The sequence below is a fragment of the Pseudonocardia sp. McavD-2-B genome (genome assembly GCF_024124365.1).
In the GTDB taxonomy this organism is placed as follows: Bacteria; Actinomycetota; Actinomycetes; order Mycobacteriales; family Pseudonocardiaceae; genus Pseudonocardia; species Pseudonocardia alni.
The window spans coordinates 1-4711 of record NZ_JAMXSG010000357.1 but is presented as its reverse complement, the minus strand read 5'-3'; the positions used below and the strand labels follow the sequence as shown (position 1 = coordinate 4711).

4 protein-coding genes are annotated in these 4711 nt (G+C 77.5%); 3 read left to right on the top strand and 1 reads right to left on the bottom strand.

Translation table 11 applies throughout. The features are described 5' to 3' along the window. The 3 genes from NH602_RS28185 to NH602_RS28175 form a co-directional block, all read left to right on the top strand. Positions 1-2618, top strand: a 2618-nt coding sequence (locus NH602_RS28185; RefSeq protein WP_253069386.1) for a glycoside hydrolase family 65 protein, incomplete at its 5' end; no start/stop codon positions are given. Further along, a complete protein-coding gene (locus NH602_RS28180) occupies positions 2615-2884 on the top strand; it encodes a DUF1876 domain-containing protein (RefSeq protein WP_253069385.1) in 270 nt (89 codons plus the stop codon). The genes NH602_RS28185 and NH602_RS28180, both read left to right, overlap by 4 nt. A 10-nt stretch (positions 2885-2894) precedes the next feature. Then, positions 2895-3881 (top strand): nitroreductase family protein, encoded by a 987-nt coding sequence (locus NH602_RS28175; RefSeq protein ID WP_253069384.1) that lies wholly within the window; start codon positions 2895-2897, stop codon positions 3879-3881. Here the strand turns inward: NH602_RS28175 and NH602_RS28170 are convergent. Beyond that, positions 3812-4711 (bottom strand): universal stress protein (locus tag NH602_RS28170; protein ID WP_253069383.1); only part of this gene is annotated, 900 nt, incomplete at its 5' end. The genes NH602_RS28175 and NH602_RS28170 overlap by 70 nt on opposite strands.

The window sequence follows — 4711 nt, the reverse complement described above, 5'->3', positions numbered from 1 at the left end:
GCGGCTGCTCCTCGACGCCGCGCGCCGCGGTGCGCACTGAGCCGTCGGCGGCGACCGGCTGTCCCGCCTGCGCGCCGACGGGCGACGGCTGGTCGGTCTGCTTCCACGGCTTCGACCCGGCCGACGAGGGCCGCCGGGAGGCGCTGTGCACGCTCGGCAACGGCTACCAGGCGGTCCGCGGGGCGGCCGCCGCGGCCTCCGCCGGCGGACCGCACTACCCGGGCACCTACGCGGCGGGGGTCTACAACCGGCTCGTCGACACCCTCGGCGACCGGGTCGTGGAGAACGAGAGCATGGTCGCCCTGCCGGACTGGAGGTGGCTGCGGGCCGGGCCGGACGGGACCGACGTCGACCCGTTCGGCCCCGCCGCGCTGCTGGAGAACCGGGCCCTGCTCGACCTGCGCCACGGCGTGCTGACCCGGCTCGTCCGCTACGTCGACGCCGAGGGCAGGCGCACCGCGCTGCACGAGCGGCGCCTGGTCCACCGCACCCGCAGGCACGTCGCCGCGACCGAGACCACCGTCGTCGCGGAGAACTGGTCGGGGCGGCTGCGCGTCCGCTCCCGGATCGACGGGGCGGTCGGCAACACCGGCGTCGCCCGGTACCGCGGTCTGGCCGCGCACCACCTGCACACCGAGCGGGTCGACGCCCCCCGGCCCGGGACCGCCCTGTTGACGACGCGGACCTCGCAGTCCGACGTCCGGATCGCCGTCGCGGCCCGGACCCGGGTGCGACCGGACACCGGCACCGCGTCGGTGGTGTGCACCGGCGACGCCGTCGGGTACGACCACGTGCTCGACGTGCTCCGCGGGTCCGCCGTCCGGGTCGAGACCGTCGTGACGCTGGTGACCTCCCGTGACGTCGCCATCGCCGACCCGGCGACAACCGCGCTCGACCTGCTCGCCGACGCCCCCGACGTCGCCGCGCTGCTCGAGGAGCAGGCCGTGAGCTGGCGGCACGTGTGGCGGCGGTTCCGCTTCGACCTGGCGGGCACCGGTGTGACCGACGCCCCGGACACCGCGCGCGACCTGCGGCTGGGGCTGTTCCACGTGCTCCAGGCCGTGTCCCTGCACGCCCTCGACGTCGACGCCGGTGTGCCCGCACGGGGCCTGCACGGCGAGGCCTACCGCGGCCACGTGTTCTGGGACGAGCTGTTCGTGCTGCCGGTGCTGACGCTGCGGATGCCCGAGGTGACCCGGGCCCTGCTGCACTACCGGGTCCGTCGGCTCGACGCCGCCCGCCGGGCCGCCCGGGCGACCGGGCGGCGGGGCGCCATGTTCCCGTGGCAGTCCGGCAGCGACGGCCGCGAGGAGAGCCAGCGCCTGCACCTCAACCCGCTCTCGGGCCGCTGGCTGCCCGACGTCAGCGCCCTGCAGAAGCACGTCGGCCTGGCCGTGGCCTACAACGTCTGGCACTACGTCCAGGCGACCGGCGACCACGACTTCCTGGCCGCGCACGGCGCGGAGGTGATGCTGGAGGTGGCGCGCTACCTCGCGGAGCTGTCCGAGCTCGACCCGGAGCGGGGCCGCTACCGCATCCGCGGGGTGATGGGGCCCGACGAGTTCTCCACCCGCTACCCGGGTGCCGACCGCCCCGGCGTCGACGACAACACCTACACCACGGTGCTGGCGGTGTGGCTCTGGCGGCGGGCCCGCGAGTGCCTCGACCTGATCCCGGTCCGGCGCCGCGACGAGCTGCTCGAACAGCTCGGCCTCACCGACCGGGAGCTGCGGTCCTGGGCGGACCGCACCCGGCGGTCCTACGTCCCGATCCGCCCCGACGGCGTGCTGGAGCAGTTCGAGGGCGCGAGCGCGCTGCCCGAGCTGGACTGGGAGCACTACCGCCGCCGCTACGGCGACCTGCAGCGGCTGGACCGCATCCTGGAGGCCGAGGGCCGGTCGGTGGACGACTACCAGGTCACCAAGCAGGCCGACGTGCTCATGCTGTTCTACCTGCTGTCCACCGACGAGCTGCGCGAGCTCCTGCACGGCCTGGGCTACCGGCTCCCGGCCGACGCCGTGCGGCGCACGATCGACCACCACCTCGCCCGCACCGTGCACGGGTCCACGCTCAGCTCCCTGGTGCACGCCTGGGTGCTGGCCCGCGCGCACCGCGAGGACGCCCTCGACCACTTCCGGCGCGCCGTGCGCAGCGACCTCGCCGACGTCCAGGGCGGCACCACCGCCGAGGGCGTGCACCTCGGCGCGATGGCCGGGTCGGTCGACCTGCTCCAGCGCTGCTTCGCCGGGGTCGAGGTGCGCGACGGCGCCCTGTGGTTCAACCCGCACTGGCCGCGCGACTCCGGCCGGCTGTCCTTCGAGATCCGCTACCGCGACCTCGCGGTCGACGTCCGGGTGCGCGGCCGCGAGGTGCTGGTTCGCGCGGCGTGCGGCCCCGGCGACCCGATCACGGTGCGGTGCGGCACGACGCGGCGGGTCCTGCGTCCCGGGGGGTCGGTGCGGCTGCGTGCCCGGCCCGGGGCACCGGAGGGGGAACCGGGCCGGGGCCTGTGGCCCTCCGTGGGCGGGGCGCACGGCCCTGGGCCCGGGGGCCGCGTCCCGACACCGTGGTGGAGGCCGGTCCTCGAGTTCCGGCCGTGGAGGAGGAGACCCCGATGAGCTACGCCGAGCAGTGGACGGTCACGATCGACATCAGCGAGGAGCCGGGCCGGACGCGGGCGACCGCCCGGCTGACCACGCGCGACGACACCCGGCTGGTGGGCACCGGCGAGGCCCACCGGCACCCGCGGGACCGCGAGGTCCCGGAGATCGGGGCGGAGCTGGCCGTCGCCCGGGCGCTGGCCGACCTGCAGCACCGGCTGTTCGAGTCCACGGTGTTCGACATCGAGCAGTCCACCGGCACGCGGGCGCACCTGACGCGCTGAGCCCGGCCCGATGGACGCCCCGGACCGCCCGGACGGGCCCGGCCCGACGATGCTCGACGCCGTCGGCTGGGCCCTGCGGGCCCCCTCGCTGCACAACAGCCAGCCCTGGCGCTGGCGGGTGGACGCGGCGGAGGCCGCCCTGTACGCCGACCCCCTGCGCCGGCTGTACGAGACCGACCCGGACCGCCGCGACCTGCTGGTCAGCTGCGGGGCCTGCCTGCACCACCTGCACGTCGCGCTCGCCGCGGCCGGGACGGGGGTGCGCACGGTGCGACTGCCCGACCCGGAGGACACGGACCTGCTCGCCGTGGTCACGGCCGTCGACGGGCCCGCCGACGCCGCCGAGGCGGACCTGTGGCCCGCATTGCCGCGCCGGCGTACCGACCGGCGGCGCTACGCCGACCGCCCGGTGCCCGAGTCCGTGCTGGAGACGGTGACGGCGGCCGCGCGACGCCACGGGGCGCTGCTGCTGCCCGTGTCCGGGCAGGCCCGGCGGGCCGGGCTCGACGCCGTCCTGGCGCGCGCGGCCGACGAGCAGCGCTGCCGCCCCGGCTACCTGGCCGAGCTGATGACCTGGACGCACCGCTGCGCCGGCGCACACGACGGGATCCCCGCGTGGGCCCGGCCGACCCGGCCCGCCCCGCGCGGGACCGGCCCGAACCGGGCCTTCCCGGCCGGCCGGCTGACCGCGACGGCGGCGGCACCAGCCGAGGGGGGCGTGCTCGCCGTGCTCTGCACCCGGCGCGACGGACCCGAGGACCGGCTGCGGGCGGGCGAGGCGACCAGCGCCGTGCTGCTCACCGCGGTGCGCGCGGGACTGGCGACCACGCCGCTGAGCCAGGCGCTCGAGCTGTCCGCGACGCGGTCGGTTCTGGCCCGCGACGTCCTGCACGTCGACGCCCACCCGCAGCTGATCGTGCGGCTCGGCTACCCGGTCGACGACCGGGAGCTGCCCGCCACCCCCCGGCGCTCGCTGTCCGCGGTGCTGGCCCCCTGAGCGTCGCGACCGGGCGCCGGCCCGACGGGGCGCAGCAGCACCGGGCACGCGGCCAGACACGCCAGCTCCTCCGGGGTGGAGCGCCGGAGCAGCCCGCCCACGTGCGGCCGTGCCCCGACGACCAGCAGGCCGGCGTGCTCGGCGGCCCGGAGCAGCGCCGGCAGCGGACGGTCGTCGACGACCTCGAGCTCGACGTCCACCGCGTCCGAGCGCTCGTCCCAGTGCCGGGCGAGCTCGGCGAACACCGCGGTGGCGGCCGGAGCGGAGCCGTGTCCCGGGCGCAGCGCGTGCACGATCCGCAGCACGCCGCCGCGGCGGCGGGCGCAGGCGTGGGCGTCGTGCAGCAGCTCCGCGTCGGTGCGCGGGTACTCCAGACCGACCACGACCGGGCCGGTGCCCTCGGCCGTCGAGGCGTGGACGACGGCGACCGGCACCCGCACCCGGTCGAGGACCCGGTGCAGGACCGGGTCGGCCGGGCCGTCCGCCGGGTGCCCCGAGCCGACCGCCCCGAGCACCAGCAGCTCGGCGCCGAGAGCCTCGGCCTCCAGCGCGGCGACGGGCGGCTGCTCGACGAGCACGGTCTCCAGTACCACCCCGGGGGCGGCACCGCGGGCGGTCGCCGCTGCACGCGACAGCACCAGGCGGGCGTGCCGGTGCCAGGCCGGCACGTCGCCGGTGTCGTAGTCCGCGGCGTGCACGATCCGCAGTACCCGGTGACGCGCGAGAGCCTCGCGCGCCGCCCACCGGGTCGCCGCCTGCGACGACGGCGCCCCGGTGACGCCGACGACCACCGGCCGCCCGCTCACCGGGCGCCGTCCGCACGGGTCGTC